At 61.8% G+C, this 18,607-nt stretch carries 20 protein-coding genes; 8 read left to right on the top strand and 12 right to left on the bottom strand.

Translation table 11 applies throughout. The annotated features are described in order from the left end of the window. Positions 1–49: 49 nt before the first annotated feature. Both LIY36_RS04725 and LIY36_RS04720 read right to left on the bottom strand, forming a co-directional pair. Positions 50–640 (bottom strand): tRNA-uridine aminocarboxypropyltransferase, encoded by a 591-nt coding sequence (locus LIY36_RS04725; RefSeq protein ID WP_192297073.1) that lies wholly within the window; start codon positions 638–640, stop codon positions 50–52. Between the two features lie 4 nt (positions 641–644). Next, complete coding sequence (locus tag LIY36_RS04720) at positions 645–1,538, bottom strand: LysR family transcriptional regulator (RefSeq protein WP_226454961.1); 894 nt, start codon at positions 1,536–1,538, stop codon at positions 645–647. 179 nt (positions 1,539–1,717) lie between these two features. Here LIY36_RS04720 and speB point away from each other — a divergent pair, with 179 nt between their 5' ends. Genes speB through LIY36_RS04700 form a run of 4 tightly spaced genes read left to right on the top strand, consistent with a single transcriptional unit; the run spans position 1,718 to position 6,086 of the window. Continuing rightward, entirely contained in the window at positions 1,718–2,668 is a 951-nt protein-coding gene (speB, locus tag LIY36_RS04715; RefSeq protein WP_003175388.1) for an agmatinase, read from the top strand. Continuing rightward, positions 2,668–3,090, top strand: a complete 423-nt coding sequence (locus tag LIY36_RS04710) for a YybH family protein (protein ID WP_226454960.1) — start codon at positions 2,668–2,670, stop codon at positions 3,088–3,090. Before speB ends, LIY36_RS04710 begins: the two co-directional genes overlap by 1 nt. A gap of 21 nt (positions 3,091–3,111) precedes the next feature. Next, complete coding sequence (locus LIY36_RS04705; RefSeq protein ID WP_226454959.1) at positions 3,112–4,683, top strand: purine-cytosine permease family protein; 1,572 nt, start codon at positions 3,112–3,114, stop codon at positions 4,681–4,683. 20 nt (positions 4,684–4,703) lie between these two features. After that, positions 4,704–6,086 carry a sodium:solute symporter gene (locus LIY36_RS04700; RefSeq protein ID WP_192297076.1) on the top strand — a complete coding sequence of 461 codons (1,383 nt, stop codon included), beginning with the start codon at positions 4,704–4,706 and terminating at the stop codon, positions 6,084–6,086. A gap of 353 nt (positions 6,087–6,439) precedes the next feature. On the opposite strand, the gene LIY36_RS27665 is transcribed toward LIY36_RS04700, so the two are convergent. Then, complete coding sequence (locus tag LIY36_RS27665; protein WP_003193089.1) at positions 6,440–6,562, bottom strand: PA1414 family protein; 123 nt, start codon at positions 6,560–6,562, stop codon at positions 6,440–6,442. 142 nt (positions 6,563–6,704) lie between these two features. Continuing rightward, entirely contained in the window at positions 6,705–7,598 is an 894-nt protein-coding gene (gene ptrR / locus LIY36_RS04695) for a putrescine utilization regulator PtrR (RefSeq protein WP_192297077.1), read from the bottom strand. Between the two features lie 102 nt (positions 7,599–7,700). Between ptrR and LIY36_RS04690 the strand changes: the two genes are divergently transcribed. Further along, positions 7,701–8,897: an MFS transporter gene (locus LIY36_RS04690; RefSeq protein ID WP_226454958.1), complete on the top strand. Its 1,197-nt coding sequence runs from the start codon at positions 7,701–7,703 to the stop codon at positions 8,895–8,897. Here the strand turns inward: LIY36_RS04690 and LIY36_RS04685 are convergent. From LIY36_RS04685 to LIY36_RS04675, 3 genes are all read right to left on the bottom strand, one after another. Then, positions 8,809–10,251, bottom strand: a complete 1,443-nt coding sequence (locus LIY36_RS04685; RefSeq protein ID WP_226454957.1) for an NCS1 family nucleobase:cation symporter-1 — start codon at positions 10,249–10,251, stop codon at positions 8,809–8,811. The genes LIY36_RS04690 and LIY36_RS04685 overlap by 89 nt on opposite strands. 198 nt (positions 10,252–10,449) lie before the next feature. Then, positions 10,450–10,848 carry a DUF2177 family protein gene (locus LIY36_RS04680; RefSeq protein ID WP_192297080.1) on the bottom strand — a complete coding sequence of 133 codons (399 nt, stop codon included), beginning with the start codon at positions 10,846–10,848 and terminating at the stop codon, positions 10,450–10,452. Positions 10,849–10,937: 89 nt separating this feature from the next. Further along, entirely contained in the window at positions 10,938–11,774 is an 837-nt protein-coding gene (locus LIY36_RS04675) for a CvfB family protein (protein ID WP_192297081.1), read from the bottom strand. Between the two features lie 322 nt (positions 11,775–12,096). On the opposite strand from LIY36_RS04675, the gene LIY36_RS04670 reads away from it, so the two are divergent. From LIY36_RS04670 to LIY36_RS04660, 3 genes are all read left to right on the top strand, one after another. Continuing rightward, positions 12,097–12,276: a hypothetical protein gene (locus tag LIY36_RS04670; protein WP_003193095.1), complete on the top strand. Its 180-nt coding sequence runs from the start codon at positions 12,097–12,099 to the stop codon at positions 12,274–12,276. 208 nt (positions 12,277–12,484) lie between these two features. Further along, positions 12,485–13,207, top strand: a complete 723-nt coding sequence (locus tag LIY36_RS04665; protein WP_226454956.1) for a TorF family putative porin — start codon at positions 12,485–12,487, stop codon at positions 13,205–13,207. Positions 13,208–13,273: 66 nt separating this feature from the next. Beyond that, entirely contained in the window at positions 13,274–14,140 is an 867-nt protein-coding gene (locus LIY36_RS04660) for a DUF6279 family lipoprotein (protein ID WP_226454955.1), read from the top strand. Here LIY36_RS04660 and copD read toward each other — a convergent pair. The 5 genes from copD to LIY36_RS04635 all read right to left on the bottom strand — a co-directional run bounded on the left by copD (position 14,137) and on the right by LIY36_RS04635 (position 18,482). After that, entirely contained in the window at positions 14,137–15,000 is an 864-nt protein-coding gene (gene copD, locus LIY36_RS04655) for a copper homeostasis membrane protein CopD (RefSeq protein WP_226454954.1), read from the bottom strand. The genes LIY36_RS04660 and copD overlap by 4 nt on opposite strands. Further along, positions 14,997–15,383 (bottom strand): copper homeostasis periplasmic binding protein CopC, encoded by a 387-nt coding sequence (gene copC, locus LIY36_RS04650; protein ID WP_226454953.1) that lies wholly within the window; start codon positions 15,381–15,383, stop codon positions 14,997–14,999. The genes copD and copC overlap by 4 nt, the downstream gene beginning before the upstream one ends. A 49-nt stretch (positions 15,384–15,432) precedes the next feature. Continuing rightward, positions 15,433–16,236, bottom strand: coding sequence for a copper resistance protein B (locus tag LIY36_RS04645; protein WP_226455218.1), 804 nt, complete (start codon positions 16,234–16,236; stop codon positions 15,433–15,435). A 22-nt stretch (positions 16,237–16,258) separates the two neighbouring features. Then, on the bottom strand, positions 16,259–17,965 hold the full coding sequence (locus tag LIY36_RS04640; protein ID WP_226454952.1) for a copper resistance system multicopper oxidase: 1,707 nt from the start codon (positions 17,963–17,965) through the stop codon (positions 16,259–16,261). A gap of 127 nt (positions 17,966–18,092) precedes the next feature. After that, entirely contained in the window at positions 18,093–18,482 is a 390-nt protein-coding gene (locus LIY36_RS04635) for a transcriptional regulator (protein ID WP_226454951.1), read from the bottom strand. Positions 18,483–18,607 lie beyond the last annotated feature (125 nt).

Here is an 18,607-nt window from a genome sequence, read left to right as displayed (position 1 = left end):
GCCTACCCAGTCGCCATCAGCCGCTCCGGTAGCTATGTAGCGCCACGCATCAAGCGTGGTTTTTGGCGAAGACCAAAGGCCCCATCGCGGCGATCTGCCCTTCGATCAACGCCTCGAACGGCTGGAGCAACGGCTCGAACGAAGTCGGCGCCTCCAGCACCTGCAAGGCCTGCACAATCGCCTCGACCGTCGACAACGCCCCCGGTCCCGGCGCCTTGCGCAGCCGATAACGGGAGACGGCGCCTTCGGCCAGGCTCACCCTGGGCAACGCCGCCAGCAACGGGTTGAGGTGCAACAGTTTGCGCGCCTTGCGCCAGGTGCCGTCAGGCACCACCAGCAACAACGGCTGATCGTCAGGTGTATACCCTTGCAATGGCTGGGCATCGTCGCCGGGAAACAACAACCGCGCCTGATAACCCGGCGGGTTCAACAACGCCGGCAAATCAGCAAACACCTCGCCCACCACCAACTGCGCATTGTTCAGCCCCAATGCCGCCAACCGTGCCGTGTTGAGTGCGTGGTTGACCTCGCTCGGGTGCTGCAACAGCAACACCCGGGTGCGGCTGTCGAGGCTGGGTATCAGTGGGCACAGGCAATGGGCAAGAGGCCTGAGGCAACGGGAGCATTGGGGTCTGGACATGGTTTCAGGCCTGGTTGAGCTGGGTTTTGAGCAAGTCGCGAAAGGTCTGGATCAGTGGCTCACGGCTGCGCCCTCGGCGCATGATCATCGAGAACGGCGCCTGGTAGCCGAAGGTCGCCGGCAGCAAGACGCGCAAGTCGCCCTTGTCGGCCCAGGCCTGGGCGTAGTGTTCGGGCAGGTAGCCGATGTAGGCACCGGACAGCACCAGGATCAGTTGTGCCTCCATACTTTCCACCGTGGCGGCGCTGTGCTTGAAGCCGTGGCGCGCCAGTTCCGCCTGGCTCCAGTAGCCGCGCCCGACCATGCGCTGCTGGGTGATCACCTGCTCGGGGATGCGCCGCTCGTTGAACAACGGGTGGCGGGTGCTGCAATACAACCAGTGCTGTTCGCGGTACAGCGGCATGTAGATCAGCCCGCTCATGCGGTTGGAGAAGGCGCCGATGGCCAGGTCGAGACGGTTGTCCTGCACGCCCAGTTGCAGTTCGTAAGGGCTCATCACCGACAAATGCAGGTGCACCGCCGGGTGTTCGAGGCTGTAGGCGCCGATGACTTCGGCGAACGGCAAGGCTTTGTCGCTGACGGTGGAGTCAAGCACGCCGAGCTTGAGGGTACCGCGCAACTCGCCTTTCAACGCCGCGGCGTACTGCTCGAAGCCTTCCAACTCGCCGAGCAGGCGCAGGGTTTCCTGATGGAACAGCTCGCCCTTGCTGGTCAGGCTGAACCCGCCCCGCCCACGGTGGCACAACACCAGACCCAGCGCCGACTCCAGCTGGCTCATATAGGTGCTGATGGCCGACGTGGACAGGTTGAGCTCGTGCTGGGCACTGGCGAACCCCTGGTGGCGTACGACGCTGACGAAGATGCGCAAGAGTTTCAGGTCGGGCAAGGCGTTGACCATGGGGTCTCCGAAGGCACACACATAATCCTGTGGGAGCCAGCTCCCACATTTGAACGGAGTTTACCTCAGGGATTAGTTTAGAAAAATCTGAACTAAGTATTTGCCCCTGCCGATTCTTTCGCCTCGGGGTATTTCGCAGAATCGGCCTCTAATAAACACAACAACGATGAGGCACTCCCGTGGACAAGATTTTCCACCAACCACTGGGCGGCAACGAAATGCCGCGCTTTGCCGGCATCGCCACCATGATGCGACTTCCCCACCTGCAAACCGCCAAGGGCCTGGACGCCGCCTTTATCGGCGTGCCCCTGGACATCGGCACCTCGCTGCGCGCCGGCACCCGTTTCGGGCCACGCGAAATCCGCGCCGAATCGGTGATGATCCGCCCCTACAACATGGCCACTGGCGCGGCACCGTTCGACTCGCTGTCGGTGGCCGACATCGGCGACGTGGCGATCAACACCTTCAACCTGCTCGACGCCGTACGCATCATCGAAGAAGCCTACGACGAGATCCTCGAACACAATGTGATCCCCATGACCCTGGGCGGTGACCACACCATCACCCTGCCGATCCTGCGGGCGATCCACAAGAAACACGGCAAGGTCGGGCTGGTGCACATCGATGCCCACGCCGATGTGAACGACCATATGTTCGGTGAGAAAATCGCCCACGGCACCACCTTCCGCCGCGCCGTGGAGGAAGGTTTGCTTGATTGCGACCGCGTGGTGCAGATCGGCCTGCGCGCCCAGGGCTACACCGCCGAAGACTTCAACTGGAGCCGCAAGCAGGGCTTTCGTGTGGTCCAGGCCGAAGAATGCTGGCACCACTCCCTTGCGCCGTTGATGGCCGAAGTGCGGGAAAAAGTCGGTGGCGGCCCGGTGTACCTGAGCTTTGACATCGACGGCATCGACCCGGCCTGGGCACCGGGCACCGGCACCCCGGAAATCGGCGGGCTGACCACCATCCAGGCCATCGAGATCATCCGCGGCTGCCAGGGCCTCGACCTGATTGGTTGTGACCTGGTAGAAGTTTCGCCGCCCTACGACACCACCGGCAACACCTCGCTGCTCGGCGCCAACCTGCTGTACGAGATGCTCTGCGTACTGCCTGGCGTGGCGCACCGCTGATGAGCACGCGCGAGGTGCTGCAAGCCGCCGCCGACCTGGTGGCGGCCTTCGCCCGCAATGACCGCGCCGCCTACTTCGGCGCGTTCACGGCCGATGCCAGCTTTGTGTTCTACACCCTGCCCCAGCCACTGCTCAGTCGCGACGCCTACCAGGCGTTGTGGGACAGCTGGCGCCGGGACGAGGGCTTCGAAGTGCTGTCCTGCACGTCGAGCAACGCCGTGGTCAGCCTGCAAGGTGACGTGGCGATTTTTATGCATGACGTGGCCACCGAGCTGCGCATGAACGGGGAGCAATTTTTTAGCCAGGAACGCGAAACCATTGTCTTCAAACGGCAAGGGAATCGCACAGAACAAAAACAAGGCCTGTGGCTGGCCTGTCACGAACATTTGTCCGCTATGCCGGAAGGGCTGCCGCCCCCTTAGCCAATGTGATCGGAGCTGATCATGAATAATAAAAACAACGATAAAAGTATTCGCAAGATAGAAACCAACGGGGTCGAGCAGATCCCGGACCATGAACGTACCGCCGGGCCCAAGGATCTGTTCCGCCTGATCTTCGGCGGTGCCAATACCTTTGCCACCGCCGTGCTGGGTTCCTTCCCCGTGCTGTTCGGCCTGTCGTTCCAGGCCGGGGTGTGGGCGATTGTGCTCGGCGTGCTGGTGGGGGCGCTGATCCTGGCGCCCATGGGCCTGTTCGGGCCGATCAACGGCACCAACAACGCGGTGTCGTCCGGTGCGCACTTCGGCGTGCACGGGCGGATTGTCGGCTCGTTTCTGTCACTGCTGACGGCGATTGCCTTCTTCTCACTGTCGGTGTGGAGTTCAGGCGATGCGCTGGTGGGCGGTGCGAAACGTCTGGTAGGCCTACCGGAAACCGACCTGACCCTGGGCCTGGCCTACGGCGTGTTCGCGATCCTGGTGCTGACCGTATGCATCTACGGCTTTCGCTTCATGCTGTGGGTCAACCGCATCGCGGTGTGGGCGGCGAGTCTCCTGTTTTTACTCGGGATCTTCGCCTTCGCGCCGACCTTCGACAGCCACTTCGCCGGCACCGTCGCCATGGGCCAGAGCGGCTTCTGGGCGGCGTTTATCGGCGCGGCGCTGGTGGCCATGAGCAACCCGATTTCCTTCGGCGCGTTCCTCGGGGACTGGTCGCGTTACATCCCGCGTGAGACGCCGAAAATGCGCATCATGCTGGCCGTGGTCCTGGCCCAGATCGCCACATTGATCCCGTTCCTGTTCGGCCTGGCCACCGCGACCATCGTGGCAGTCAAGGCACCGGATTACATCGCGGCCAACAACTACGTCGGCGGTTTGCTCGCGGTGGCGCCGAGCTGGTTCTTCCTGCCGGTGTGCCTGATTGCGGTGATCGGCGGCATGTCCACCGGCACCACATCGCTGTATGGCACGGGGTTGGACATGTCCAGCGTGTTCCCGCGCCTGCTGTCGCGGGTCAAGGCGACACTGCTGATTGGGCTGATGTCGATTGCCTTCATCTTTATCGGACGTTTCGCCGCCAACCTGGTGCAGAGCGTGTCGACCTTCGCCGTGCTGATCATCACCTGCACCACACCGTGGATGGTGATGATGATCATCGGCCTGATCGTGCGTCGCGGCTTCTATTGCCCGGATGACTTGCAAGTGTTCACCCGTGGTGAAAGTGGCGGCCGCTACTGGTTCAGCCATGGCTGGAACTGGCGCGGGCTGGGGGCCTGGATTCCGAGTGCGCTGGTGGGCCTGTGCTTCGTCAACCTGCCGGGGCAGTTCGTTGGGCCACTGGGCAACCTGGCCGATGGCATCGACATCAGTCTGCCGGTGACGCTGGGGCTGGCGTCGGTGGTGTACCTGACCTTGCTGCGTGTGTTTCCTGAGCCGGCTGCGGTGTATGGGCCGGCCTTTGTGGCGAGGGAACTTGCTCCCGCCGGGGTGCGAAGCGGCCCTAAAACAGCAGCCTCCAGCTTCGCAGGCGAGCGGGAACAAGCGCCCTCGCCACACCAAGCTTCGTCATCACAATAAGAAATCGGAGAATCGCCGTCATGGCTTTGGATTTATTCGTCGTACTCATCTACGCCGCCGGCATGCTCGTGCTCGGCTATTACGGCATGCGTCGCGCCAAGACCCACGAAGACTACCTGGTGGCCGGCCGCAACCTCGGCCCGTCGCTGTACATGGGCACCATGGCCGCCACCGTGTTGGGCGGTGCCTCCACCGTCGGCACCGTGCGCCTGGGCTATGTGCATGGTATTTCCGGCTTCTGGCTGTGCGCCGCATTGGGCATGGGGATCATTGCGCTGAACCTGTTCCTCGCCAAGCCGCTGCTCAAGCTGAAGATCTTCACCGTCACCCAGGTGTTGGAAAAACGCTACAACCCCATGGCCCGCCAAGCGAGCGCGGTGATCATGCTGGCCTACGCGCTGATGATCGGCGTGACCTCGATCCTGGCCATCGGTACCGTGCTGCAAGTGCTGTTCGGCCTGCCGTTCTGGATCTCGGTGCTGCTCGGCGGTGGCGTGGTGGTGGTGTACTCGACCATTGGCGGCATGTGGTCGCTGACCCTCACCGACATCGTGCAGTTCGTGATCAAGACCGTCGGCCTGATGTTTATCCTGCTGCCGATCTGCCTGTACCGCGTCGGCGGCTGGGATGAACTGGTGGCCAAGCTGCCCGCGTCGAACTTCAGCTTTACCGCGATCGGCTGGGACACGATCATCACCTACTTCATGATCTACTTTTTCGGCATCCTGATCGGCCAGGACATCTGGCAGCGCGTGTTCACCGCCCGCGACGAAAAGGTCGCCAAGTACGCCGGCACTTTCGCCGGTTTCTACTGCATCCTCTACGGCCTGGCCTGTGCGTTGATCGGCATGGCCGCCCATGTGCTGATCCCGGACCTGGACAACGTGAACAACGCGTTTGCCGCCATCGTCAAAGTCTCGCTGCCCGATGGCATCCGTGGCCTGGTGATCGCTGCGGCACTGGCCGCCATGATGTCCACCGCCAGTGCCGGCTTGCTGGCCGCCTCCACCGTTCTGACCGAAGACCTGCTGCCGCGCCTGCGTGGCGGTAAACAGTCGAGCCTGGCGATCAACCGTTTGTTCACGATGCTGACCGGTGTTGCCGTGCTGGGTATCGCGCTGGTGGTGAATGATGTGATCAGCGCGCTGACCCTGGCCTACAACCTGCTAGTGGGCGGTATGTTGATCCCGCTGATCGGGGCGATTTTCTGGAAGCGTGCGACCACCTCCGGCGCGATCACCTCGATGACCCTGGGCTTTGTGACGGCGCTGGTGTTCATGTTCAAGGATGGCCTGGACGCGAACACGCCGATCTACTACAGCCTGGCGATAGGGCTGGTGAGTTTTGTGCTGGTCAGTGTGCTGTCGCGCAAGCCACAGGCAGCAACGGCTCGCGCGGTGTGATGCGCAACCGGGTTTAGAGCGGTTTCTTCAGCGGGCACGACGTCGGATGTCGTGCCCGTTTTTTTTACCTGCAACTGACGCCTTGTGGCTGGCCTGGAGGAGTCCGGGACCAGAGAGGCCCATACCCGTCCCTGTGTCGCGCCTGCGGCATATGTTCCACCGGCCACGATTTGATGGTAGGCAGAGCCATGGACTATCGACAATCCATCTGAAGTACCGAGAAACAGCAGCCAGATTAATGTGGAAGCGGGCTTGCTCGCGAAGCCGGTGCACCAGTCAATCTTTCATCGACTGATACGCCGCCTTCGCGAGCAAGCCCGCTCCCACATTGTTAATTCAATGTCGACCAGCGTTTATCTGCGACGCGGCCGGCGCTGCTCATCATCCGTGCGGATCGGCACCGGCTGCAGGGGCGGCTCGATCAGGCCCAGTGCAACACCGAGGTCATGGAGCCAGTTTTGAATTTTCTCTTTCATGGTTGCCCCCTTTGAGGGTAATGCGGGTCGGCGGTCAATTCTTTCGCCTCTTCCTACAGGATAGTAGCCCTAAGTCCTACGCATTGCTTGTACGAAACCACAACGAACTATTACTGAATTCATCGAAATCCTGACGAATCGCTCAAGCACTTGCGCGTGTGTCTTGCTCGAGCCCGACCTTGCCTTCTTGCTGCAGGTCGATCCATGCATTGAGGTTAGCGCCGAGCATACCCTTTCGCCACATCAGCCAGGTGGTCGCAGTGGCAAAATGCCCTGTCAGCGGATGAACGGACACGCTGTCCTTGCCCGGCAGGCTGTCGAGCATGGATTCGGACATCAGCGCCACCCCCGAACCGGCGATCACACAGGCCAGCATGCCCTGATAGGACTCGATCTCGATTGCCCGCCCCATGGCCACGTGTTCGTGGGAAAACCACGTTTCCAGCCGTGTGCGATAGGCGCAACTGCGTCGGAAGGTGAACACCGCACGCCCCGCCACATCCTGCGGCCCGCGCACAGGTGGGTGGTCAGCCTCGCAAATCAACACCAAGCGTTCTTCGCACAGGGCCACACCTTCCAGACTCGCGATGGTAATTGGGCCGTCCACAAAGGCGGCATCCAGGCGACCGGTAATCAACCCTTCGAGCAACTCACCGCTGGGCGCCGATTGCACCTGAAGGTTCACCATCGGATACGCCTTGTGATAGCGGGCCAACAGCTTAGGCAAATGCACCGCTGCCGTGCTGTACATGCTGCCCAGCACAAAGTCGCCGGCCGGTTGTCCGCCCTGGACCGCGCCGTGGGCTTCGTCATGCAGCGCGAGCAGACGGGTGCTGTAGTCCAGCAGCACCTTACCCGCAGGAGAAAGTTGCAAGCGCTGGCGTTCTCGCACGAACAGTTCAACGCCGAGTTGCTCCTCCATCTGCTTGAGCCGCGTCGACAGGTTCGACGGCACACGGTGCAGGCGCTCAGCTGCGCGGGTGATGGAGCCCTCCTCTGCCACCGCCTGGAAAATGCGCAATTGACTGAACTCCATACCTTTCTCCAAAACTGAACAAGTTACTCACTATTATTCAATTTTACAGAAAATCAATGCGCTTTAGGCTGAAGATCACTCGCTAACCCGCAGGAACACAGCATGTCAGCCCGCACCCGCCTACTCGCCAGCTTTATCGCCCTGATGATGGCCATGGGCATTGGCCGCTTCGCCCTCACCCCACAAATGCCGCACCTGCTGAGTGAGGGGCAGATCGACCTGACCGGCGCCGGGCTGATCGCTGCTGCCAATTACCTGGGCTATTTCGTCGGCGCGGTGGATTCGATCTTCGCCCGCAGCCATCACCACGTACGCGGCCGCCTGTATGGCGGGCTGTGGCTGTGCGTGCTGCTGACACTTGCGTCGTACTGGGCCCACGGTTTCTGGCCGCACGTGTTGTTGCGCTTCGGCACCGGCGTTGCGAGCGCCTGGGCGCTGGTGATGATCACCAGCCTGAGCCAACCCCTGGCGCTTGCCGCTGGCCAGCCGCGCCTGGGGGCGTTGGTATTTGCCGGTCCGGGATTGGGGATCTTGCTGACGGGCTTGCTGGCACTGGTTTCGAACCTGCTGGGACAGGATAGCGCCACCTTGTGGCTGGTGTATGGGGCCGTGGCGCTGGTGATGTTGCTCGCCGTGCTGCCCTACCTGCCCCGGCCGACAGCCACCTCTGCACCCACTGCCAGTGCTGGCCGCAACCAGAGCATCGCCCACTTGGGCTGGATCTACTTTCTGTTCGGCTTGGGCTACATCATCCCGGCGACCTTTCTGTCACAGATGGCCAGTGCGCAGTTCAGCGGCGCCTGGCAGGCCGATCTGTTCTGGCCGTGTTTCGGCCTGGCAGCAGCGCTAGGCGTGGTTGTCGCCAGCCTGCGCCGCAAGGACCCGAACACCACGCGGCGCTGGCTGATGACCACGCTGTGGCTACAGGGTGCCGGTGTGTTCGCCTGCTTGCTGGGCAATGGCTGGGGTCTGGCGCTGGGCGTGTCGCTGTGTGGTGCGCCGTTCCTGGCGTGTATGCAATTGGTAATGGCGCGCTTGAGAGAAATCGCGCCCCACGGCTACCAGCGCAGCACCGGTTTGCTGACTGCCAGTTTTGCCATGGGCCAGTTGAGCGGGCCGTTGCTGGCTTCGGTGAGCAGTCATCTGAGCGGCGGCCTGCACCCGGCGTTGGTGATCGCCGGATGCGGCCTGCTGGTGGCAGGTGCGCTGCTCAGCCGGCAACCAGGGGCACAGGCACACGAAGCTGTTCACGACGCGCCAGCACCAGGAAGAACAGCCCACCCAGGAAGCACCCGGTGAACCAGGCGAAGTTGGCCATGCCTTGCAACGCCGGGGTGAAGGTGATCGCGACACCGACCAATGTCGCTGGCACCAGCGCCTTGACCGCCGTCCAGTTCACGCCGCCATCGAAGTAATAACGACCGCCTGGGCTGTCGTCGAACAGCGCATCCACGTCGATCTGCTGCTTTTTGATCAGGTAGAAGTCCACCAGCAGGATGCCGAACAACGGCCCGATAAACGCAGCGAGGATGTCCAGGGTGTAGTGGATCATCAGCGGGTTGTTGAACAGGTTCCACGGGGTAATGAAGATCGATGCCACGGCGGCGATCATGCCACCGGCGCGCCAGCTGATTTTGCTCGGCGCGACGTTGGCGAAATCGAACGCCGGGGAAACAAAATTGGCAACAATATTGATGCCGATGGTGGCGGTCACAAAAGCAAAGGCGCCGAGCAGCACGGCCATGCTGTTATCGATGCGCGACACGGTGGCAATCGGGTCGTGGAGCATTTCACCAAACACCGGCAAAGTGCCCGAGACGATCACCACGGTGACCAGCGAGAACGCCAGGAAATTTACCGGCAGTCCCCAGAAATTGCCGCGTCGCACGTCGTGCATGCTGCGGCAGTAGCGACTGAAATCGCCGAAGTTCAACGTCGGGCCGGAGAAGTACGACACCACCAACGCCGTTGCCACGATCACCTGACCAAACGCCTGCCAGCCCGACAGGGATTTTTCCGATAGGGTGAAGCTGATATTCGCCCAGCCCGCCTTCCACACGATCCACCCCGCCAGGGCAAACATCACCGCATACACCACCGGCCCGGCCCAATCGATAAAGCGGCGGATGGACTCCATGCCGGCCCAGAACACCGCCGCTTGCAGCACCCACAAGCTTAGGAAACCAAACCAGCCGAGGTAGGACAGGCCCGCAAAATGCGGCTCTGCATACACCGCCATTTGTGGGAAAAAGCGCAGCACCACGATGATCAGGGCGCTGGAAGCCAGATAGGTCTGAATCCCGTACCAGGCCACGGCAATCAAGCCACGAATCACCGCAGGAATATTCGCGCCAAACACCCCAAAGGCCAGTCGGCAAATTACCGGGTACGGTACGGCGGCTTGCTGGCTCGGCTTGGCCACCAGGTTGGCGATCAACTGCACGATGCAGATACCGGTGAGCAAGGCGATCAATACCTGCCAACTGGCCAGCCCCAGGGCGAACAGGCTGGCGGCGAACACATAGCCGCCGACGCTGTGCACGTCGCTCATCCAGAACGCGAAAATGTTGTACCAGGTCCACTTCTGCGGCAGTGGGCCCAGGTCCTGGTTGTACAGGCGCGGGCTGTAGCCTTTGGGCAATTGTTCGGTCATCGCTGGGCTCCTCGTAATACCGGCCTGCGCTGCCGTAGCACTGTGCATACGGTAGGCGGCATGGTTTGTATACGAAGCAGTCAGCAGAATGCGTGCCAATGGCACACAATCCCTACCGAATCACGCCCCAAACAGCTTGACCAATGATGGGATGCGGGGACTTCGCTCAGCAACGGTGCACAAAAATCCTGTACACAATCACTGGCGCACCCGATCTGCACACAAATACCCAAGCGTGCAGCATGCCGCCGTCAGGCAGGTGCCCCAGGCCATGTCCATCAGCGCCAACCCGCCAGACCAGCCGTGCAGCGTGGCCCAGTTGCTCAGGTCATAAGTGCCGTAGGCGACCAGGCCCAACAAGGCCCCCAGACGCGCCGCACGCTGCCAACTCGCGCTGGGCAAGACGACAAACACCACGCAGCCGAGGACATACAGGAGATAGAAGAGTACTGCGGGCACTAACCGTGGCTGATCAAGCATCAGCGGGCCCAGCAGGGATTTGTAGGTCGGGCCCATGAGGACGCCGAGCCAGAGGCCGTCAAGCACCAGGAACGCGAGCAAGGTGCCGAGGTAGGCGAATACTGATTTTTTGGACATGACACACCTCTGGCAGAAGACAGCCTGTCGTGGCGAGGGCACCACCTCCCTCGCCACCACAAGCCCTTTCATACAAAGAGGAACGTCGATCAGCTTAGTTCAATGCGATCCGCATGAATCACGATCTGGCCCTGCTTGTAGAGGGCACCGATAGCCTTCTTGAAATTGCCCTTGCTCACGCCGAACAAGTTGCTGATCACCGCCGGGTCGCTTTTGTCGCTGACCGGCAAGGTGCCGTTGTTTTCACGCAACTTGGCGAGGATCTTGGAGTTCAGGCTGGAGGCCGCTTCCTGGCCCACCGGCTGCAGGCTCAGGCTGATGTTGCCATCGGCGCGGATCTCTTTGATAAAGCCTTTCTCTTCCTTGCCCGGACGCAGGAACTTGAAGACTTCGTTCTTGTGGATCAGGCCCCAATGCTTGTTGTTGATGATCGCCTTGAAGCCCATGTCGGTGGCTTCGGCCACCAGCAGATTGACTTCCTGGCCCACCTCGTAGTTGGCCGGCGTCTTGTCCAGGTAGCGATCCAGGCGTGCAGTGGCGGTGATGCGCTTGGTGTGTTTGTCGAGGTAGACGTGCACCACGCAATATTCACCGGCGGTCATCTGGCGCTTTTCTTCCGAATACGGCAGCAACAGATCCTTGGGCAAACCCCAATCGAGGAAGACGCCGATACTGTTGACTTCGACGACTTTCAAACTGGCAAATTCGCCCACTTGAACTTTCGGTTTTTCAGTGGTGGCGATAAGTTTGTCATCGCTGTCCAGATAAATGAAAACGTTCAGCCAATCTTCATCTTCACTGGGAATATCTTTGGGGATATACCGATTAGGCAAGAGGATTTCACCGTCTTGCGCACCATCCAGGTACAAACCAAAGTTAGTGTGTTTAACCACTTGCAAGCTGTTGTAGCGCCCGACTAAAGCCATTTCCAATACCCTCGTTACGTGGGCGGCATTCTACCCGAGTTGTGCCCGCCACGCGCGCGCGCCTGAAAAATCGAGGGGTGGCGTGGCGCGGTGGTGGCAGCGCCCCGCTCGTCTGATCATTGCGCTGAATTTCACTGGCGTACATGCCACTCACCACCCAGTGGTTTCGAGTTAAAACAGTAAGTTAGGGGCTTATTTCAAGGATAAACTTTGCTTATTTCCTGGCGCAGCACTTATTCCCGGAGGATATTTACCAAGCAATTGTCAAGTATTTCCTGTACGATGCCTGGCCAAGTTAATTTTCTACAGGTTAGTGGCCGCCATGCGCGTAAAAGCATCCAACAGCAAAGCAAAGCCAGCTCCCGCCGTTGAAACCAGCGAATCGATCAACAGCCAGATTGCTGCATTCCTCAAGTCCGGTGGCGAAATCCAGCAAATTGCCAAGGGCGTGAGCGGCCAGACTTTCGGCCCGTCCAAGCAGATCAGCCTGGGTAAAAAGTAATACCGCGCAACACACCTGGTCCCTAAGCGCCTTGCCATCAAGGCGCTAGGACTAGAGCCCGAAGCACCCTCCCGACACATCCAACATTGCGTCAATCGACGAACGGGGCTCAACCCCGCGCATTCGCCGGTATGCTTGCACACGTCTAGCACGGGCATCTGCCCGATTTTTCCCCGGTTACTGCTCCTCGCTTTTCATGGAGTGAAGCATGTTCAAAGCGTGCATTTTCCTGCTCACTGCCCTGGCAGCCAGCCCCCTCGCCCAAGCGCAGATCTTTCAGCGCGAATTGGGCGACTTCGACCTGAAATTGGGCACCACACCCAGCCGCAGCATGGCCCAGGGTCTGGTCAAGCCGACGTCTCCGGGCAGCGACTCATTCCACGGCGGCCTCGACCTGAGCCACGACAGCGGCCTGTACTTCGGCCAATTCTCCCCCAGCATGGGCCTGTCGCCAGACAGCACCCTCGAAGTCGACTCCTACATGGGCTTCAAGCACCCGTTCGACCAGACCCTGGGCTACGAAGTCGGCCTGATCCACTACAGCTATCCCAAGCTAAGCCCCCTCGACAGCCAGGAGTTCTACGGCGGCCTGAACCTGCTGGGCAATCGCTTCGGCGCCTCCTTCAGCAACGACCCGAACCGCCAGGACAGCACCCTGTTCGCCGACCTCAGTGGCACCCAACCGTTCGGCATCGGCGTCAGCCTGAAATACACCACTCATCAGTTGGGCACCCCGGCCACCGTCGACGGTGGCTCCATCAGCAGCTTCAGTGATTGGTCGGTGCAATTCTCCCGACAGTGGATGGGCGTTGACCTGAACCTGATCTACAGCGACTCCAGCCTCAGCGGCAGCAATTGCTCGGCCTACTCCGGACACAACTCGCAATGCGATGGCCTGTTGACGTTGAAGGCGGTGCGGTCGTTTTATTGATGGGCTGAACTGTTGCATCCCATGCGGGTTCACATACCTCAATCCCTCGCGCGAAAGGACCCGCCCATGCTGCAACGGCTCAAACTCCTGACGGTGCTGCTGACCCTAAGCCTGGTGCTGGCCGGCTGCAATCGCGTCGGCCTGGCCTACCGCAACCTCGATGTGATCATCCCCTGGACCCTCAACGACTACCTGGACATGAATGCCGGGCAGAAGAGCTGGTTCAACGACACCCTCAAGGAGCACCTGGCCTGGCACTGCAGCACACAACTGCCGGGCTACCTCGACTGGCTCGACCGCCTGCAACAGATGGCCGACAACCATCAGGTCAGCGATGCCGCGCTGCAAGCGCGAACCGCCGAAGCCAAGCAGGCCATCACTCAAATCGCGCGGCAGATCACCCCGTCGGCCATCGAGTTGCTGCAAGGCCTGGACGACCAGCAGGTGCGGGACATGAACGCGGCCCTGGCCAAGGACCTGCGCAAACGCCAGGACGAGTACCTCAAACCGCCACTGGCCGAGCAAATCAAGGACCGTGCCGAGCGCATGAACAAACGCCTGGATGCCTGGATCGGCCCGCTCAGTGCCAGCCAGCAGGCGCGCGTCAGCGCCTGGTCCAGCGCGCTGGGCGAACAGAACCAGGCCTGGATCGGCAACCGCGCCCAGTGGCAGGCGCAGTTCAGCGCCGCCGTGAGGCAACGCCACAGCGCCGGCTTCGCGCCGAAGATCGAGCAACTGCTGGTGGACCGCGAAAGCCTGTGGACCCCGCAATACAGTGCCGCTTACGCACAAACGGAGGCCGAGGCCCGCAGCCTGATTGTCGACGTGATGGCCGAGACCACGGTGCAACAACGCCAGAAACTCACCCAGAAAATCGCCAAGGTGCGCAGCGACTTGCAGGCACTCAAATGCCTGCAAAGCGCAAAAGGTTAATCCGGCGCCAAGGTGCCCAGCCAGGCGACCAACCCGAGGATCAACACCACGGCGCCAAACTCCACCGCGATGCTGCGGCGCAACGCCCGGGTCGCCGTCGCGTTGTCGCCTGAGGTCAGGGACCGCTGCAACCATGGCGTCAGATGAAAGCGATTGAGCGCCGCCAACCCCAGCATCAAGCCGAACACCGCCAACTTGAGGCCCAACAACAGTGCATAAAGCCCCTCGCTGAGCCCGTCCGGATTCAGCCCGACCACCAGCAGGTAATTGGTCACGCCCGTCACGATCAGCACCGCGACAAACCCCATGCCGACCCGCTCGAAGCCCACCAACGCCTGCGCCAACGCCTCGACATGCGGCGCGCCGGGTAACGACGGGCTCATCAACAACAGCCCGAACGCAGCCAACGCGCCGACCCAACCCGCCGCCGCCAGCAAATGCGCAATGTCGCTGATCAAATGCCACACCCCCAGCGCGCCCTCGTGCATCACCCCATGCCCGGCCCATGCCAGCGTCACCAGTGCGACGCCGCCGCACAACGTGGCCAGCCGGGGGTTGAGCAGCACCACGACCAGCGCCACAAGACGCAGGCACCACGTCCATCCCAGTTCGGTGTGCGCCAGCATCATCTGCACATGCGGCCACAGCGTTTGCCAGTCCTCGGCACCACTCATGGCTTGGGTCATGGACACCATCGACAGCACCGACAGCAGCACTCCCAGGCTCGCCATCCACCGCAGCAGCCGCCTCACATCCAACCGGCAGTGCCTTGCGTAGAGGCCAAACAAACCCAGGCCAAACACCAGCATCAAGTCCAGGTACAGCACAAACCGCAACAACACCGGGATCATTTCACTCATGGCTGGACGCTGAACGCCACGTTGCCGAGGATCGGATGCGTATCCGACGACACTGCACGCCAGTCCACCCGGTAGCTGCCGGGCGCCAACAGCGAAGCGGGCTTGATCAACATCACCTTCGGGTCGCTACTGGCCGCGACACTGGCTTTGACCGGCATCGGCGCATGGGCCATGCCGGGCATTGCAGTCATGCTCAGCTTGGCCCCGGAAAACTGCGTCAGCAGGTTTTCCGAGAAGTGCAGCTCTATCACCACCGGCGCAACGCCCTGGGCACCGTCCGCGGGGATGGAGGACAACAGTTTAGGGTGCGCCGAGAGCGTAAAACTGGCGCCCCATCCGACCGACAGCACAGCGCCCACCAACAGCGTTTTCAACATCGACATGCAAGGCTCCAAGCCGCTCATGGCGGCGAGTTATAAGAATAGTGAAACGTCAGAACCACAGGCGCACGCCGACGACCCAGCGCAGTTGGCTGACGTCCTCACCGTCTTCCCGGGTGTATTGCGCGGTCTGGCCATAGCGGCGGTTCCAGGTGACGCCCACGTAGGGCGCGAATTCACGTCGCACTTCGTAGCGCAGCCTCAGGCCCAGCTCGCTGTCCGACAGCCCCGAGCCGACGCCGCGCTGCGGATCGTTGCGTCCATACATATTGAGTTCGGCGGTGGGCTGCAGGATCAGCCGGTTGCTCAGCAGAATGTCGTAGTCACCTTCCAGGCGTGCGGCGGTGTGGCCGGATTCACCGACAAACAGCGTCGCTTCGGCCTCGAAGCCGTACAGCGCCATGCCCTGCACGCCAAAGGCGGCCCAGGTTTGGCCGTCGCCGGGTTTGAAATCCTGGCGTACGCCGCCGACCAAGTCCCACCACGGGCTGATGGCATGCCCCCACAGGGCCTGGGCCTCGGCACTTTCCGTGCGCCCGGCACTGCGCTCACCCTCGCTACGCAACCACAGGCGGTCGATGTCACCGCCGACCCAACCCTTGATGTCCCAGCTCAGCGCACCGTCACCCTCGCCGCCCTGCCATTCCAACTGGTTGACCAGCAACATCGAATGCACGGCGCTGTCGTGCACCATGTGCCCACCCGGCGCGTTGTACACCGCCGCGCGGTCTGCGTCGGTCAACGGCGGGATCGGCGTGCGGCTCTCGGTGAGAGCCGGGGAGGCAGGGCTCATGCCCTGAAACTCGTCCGCCAACGCCAGCGGGCCAAACGTCAGTGCGATGAACCCAGAGGCCATCCAGGCACTTCTATTCACATGCTTATTCATGCACGCGCACCTCACGAAACATGCCCATCTCCATGTGGTACAGCAGGTGGCAGTGATAAGCCCATCGGCCCAGCGCATCTGCCGTCACGCGGTAGCTGCGCCGCGACCCCGGCGGCATGTCGATGGTGTGTTTGCGCACCTGGAACTGGCCGTTCTCGTCCTCCAGGTCGCTCCACAGGCCGTGCAGGTGGATCGGATGGCTCATCATGGTGTCGTTGACCAACACCAGCCGCACCCGCTCGCCGTAGGTCAATGCCAGAGGCTCGGCATCGGAAAATTTCACGCCATTGAACGACCAGGCGAACTTCTCCATGTGCCCGGTCAGATGCAACTCGATCGTGCGGCTGGGATCGCGGCCGTCGGGGTCTTCGAAGGTGCTGCGCAGGTCGGCGTAGGTCAGCACGCGCCGGCCGTTGTTGCGCAGGCCGATGCCGGGGTCGTCGAGCTTGGGCAGCGGGTTCATGGCCTGCATGTCCACCAGCGGGTTATTGCCTTCGCTGGCCGGGTGGCTCTGCATCGCCATGGCACTGTGGTCCATGCCGGCCATCTGCGGCATATCGGCCATGGCGCCGTGGTCCATGCCACCCATGCCCATGTCGTCCATGGTGATCCAGGGGCGCGGCTCCAGCGTCGGCACTGGCGCCGTGGCGCCAGCCTGGCGGGCCAGCGTGCCGCGGGCGAAACCGCTGCGGTCCATCGACTGCGCAAACACCGTGTAAGCCTGCGCCGTAGGCTCGACCAGCACGTCGAACGTCTCGGCGACGGCAATGCGAAACTCATCAACCCTGACCGGCGTTACCGATTGGCCATCGGCGGCAATCACGGTCATTTTCAGCCCCGGGATGCGCACATCGAAGTAGCTCATGGCCGAGCCGTTAATAAAGCGCAGGCGAACCGTCTCGCCCGCCTCGAACAACCCGGTCCAGTTGCGCTCGGGCGGCTGGCCGTTGAGCAGGTAGGTGTAGGTCTCGCCGCTGACGTCGGCCAGGTCCGTGGGGTTCATCTTCATCTGCGCCCACATCAGGCGGTCGGCAGCCGTGGCCTTCCAGCCCTGCGCCCCCACATCGCGGACAAAATCGCCGACGGTGGGTTTGTGCAGGTTGTAGTAATCGGACTGCTTCTTGAGGGTTTTCATCAGGGCGACGGGATCTTCGTCGGTCCAATCCGAGAGCATCACCACATAGTCACGCTGCACCGTGAACGGCTCGGGTTCACGGGGATCGATCACCAGCGGGCCATACACGCCCTGCTGTTCCTGGAACCCGGAATGGCTGTGATACCAGTAGGTGCCGTGCTGCTTGAGGGTGAACTGGTAGACAAACACCCCGCCCGGCTCGATGCCCTTGAAGCTCAGGCCAGGCACGCCGTCCATGGTCGAGGGCAGCAGGATGCCGTGCCAGTGGATCGAGGTCGGCTCAGCCAGGCGGTTTTTCACGCGCAGGGTCACGGTGTCGCCTTCGCGCCAGCGCAGCAACGGGCCGGGCAGGCTGCCATTGATGGTCAGCGCGGTGCGGTTGCGGCCGGTGAGGTTGACCGGGGTCTGGTCGATGAACAACTCAAACTCGGTGCCCGCCAGCACAGTAGGCTGGCCGGGACTGGTGAGGGCCCAGACCGGGCTGCGCCAGAGCCCGAGCCCGCCAAGCAGGCCGCCGGCGGCGAGGCCTTTGACAAAGGTGCGTCGTGAGGGGGTGAAGTGCATGCCGATTCAAGTCCGTCAGTTGAATGGCCGCAGATTAGGCAGGGATGGCTGTCAGCCACCTTAGCGCCAGATTACTGATCTGACAGGTTCGCCCGGCGCCACAGCGGACACCGGGACGTGGAGGGCCTCAGGCGATCTGGGCTTTTGCGGCCACCTCGGCAAATGTCGCCGGGTCCAGCGCGTCGACCTGCTCATCCAACACCTGGCGCGGGTGGTCGTTGCCCGGAATCGAGCTGTCGATCAGCGCCAGCAATTGGGCACCCAGCGGGGTGAGAATGAAGTTCTCGCCGTTGCCGCCCTCCTCCTCAGGCCGCGATTCAATAAAGCCGCGCTTGAACAACAGCGCTTCATAATCCGCAGCAGTCTTTTTCAACGCATCCAGATTGCCGGTGGACTCGCCTGCCGTAGCCTTCTCGGCGGCCTCTTGTTCAGCGTATTTGCGCGGCGCGAAGCTGCCTTCGCCGTTCTGTACTTCATGCAACAGGCGTTCGATCAGATCCCAGTTGTAAGTCGTCATCCCTATTCCTCCTGCAGGCCGACGGAAAAGTGGCCCGATACGCGGTGGACAGGCCTCGCTAAGCGCCGTTCAGTCCAGCCGACGAAGCTGCATAACCGGCGGACATAAAAAAACCGGACAATCGT

It is taken from the genome of Pseudomonas sp. AF03-9 (genome assembly GCF_020515815.1).
Taxonomy (GTDB): Bacteria; Pseudomonadota; Gammaproteobacteria; order Pseudomonadales; family Pseudomonadaceae; genus Aquipseudomonas.
Note: the sequence above shows the minus strand (reverse complement) of the source record. Positions and strands in the feature narration are given on the sequence as shown.